Source organism: Staphylococcus rostri, assembly GCF_002902145.1.
GTDB classification, from domain to species: Bacteria; Bacillota; Bacilli; order Staphylococcales; family Staphylococcaceae; genus Staphylococcus; species Staphylococcus rostri.
Map to the genome: position 1 here is coordinate 1 of NZ_PPRF01000116.1, position 600 is coordinate 600.

Here is a 600-nt window from a genome sequence, read left to right on the forward strand (position 1 = left end):
CGATTGAATTCAAGACACCAGACGGTTACATTCCAACAACAGAGAATGTCGGCGATGATACGAAGGATTCCGACGGAACGAAAGTAACGGTAAATGTTGACGGTAAGAATGATACGACAATCGACTCAGGCTTCATTAAAGTCTACGACTTAGGCGATAAAGTTTGGTACGATGAGGATCAAGATGGTATCCAGGATGCGAACGAGTCAGGAATCGAAGGTGTTACGGTAACATTAACGAAACCGGACGGCACAACAGTAACGACAACAACAGACGCAAACGGAAACTATATCTTCACAGATTTACCGAACGGCGACTACGTTGTAACGTTCGAAACACCGGACGGCTATAACGGTTCAACAGTAGTCAACACAGGTGATGACGCATTAGATTCAGATGGTCAAGTTGTAAACGTAACAATTCAGGACGCAGATGACATGACAATCGACAGCGGCTTCATCAAAGTTAAAGTTGGCGACACAGTATGGGAAGATACAAACCATGACGGTGTTCAAGACGAAGGTGAACCAGGAATTCCAGGTGTGGAAGTAACAATCACGTATCCAGATGGAACAACAGAAACAGTTGTAACAGATGAAA

The 600-nt window shown here is 44.2% G+C and carries 1 protein-coding gene; it reads left to right on the plus strand.

Features of this window, described 5'->3' with window-relative positions; genetic code table 11:
• Window positions 1-600 (plus strand): SdrD B-like domain-containing protein (locus tag CD122_RS10915; protein WP_206167768.1); only part of this gene is annotated, 600 nt, incomplete at both ends.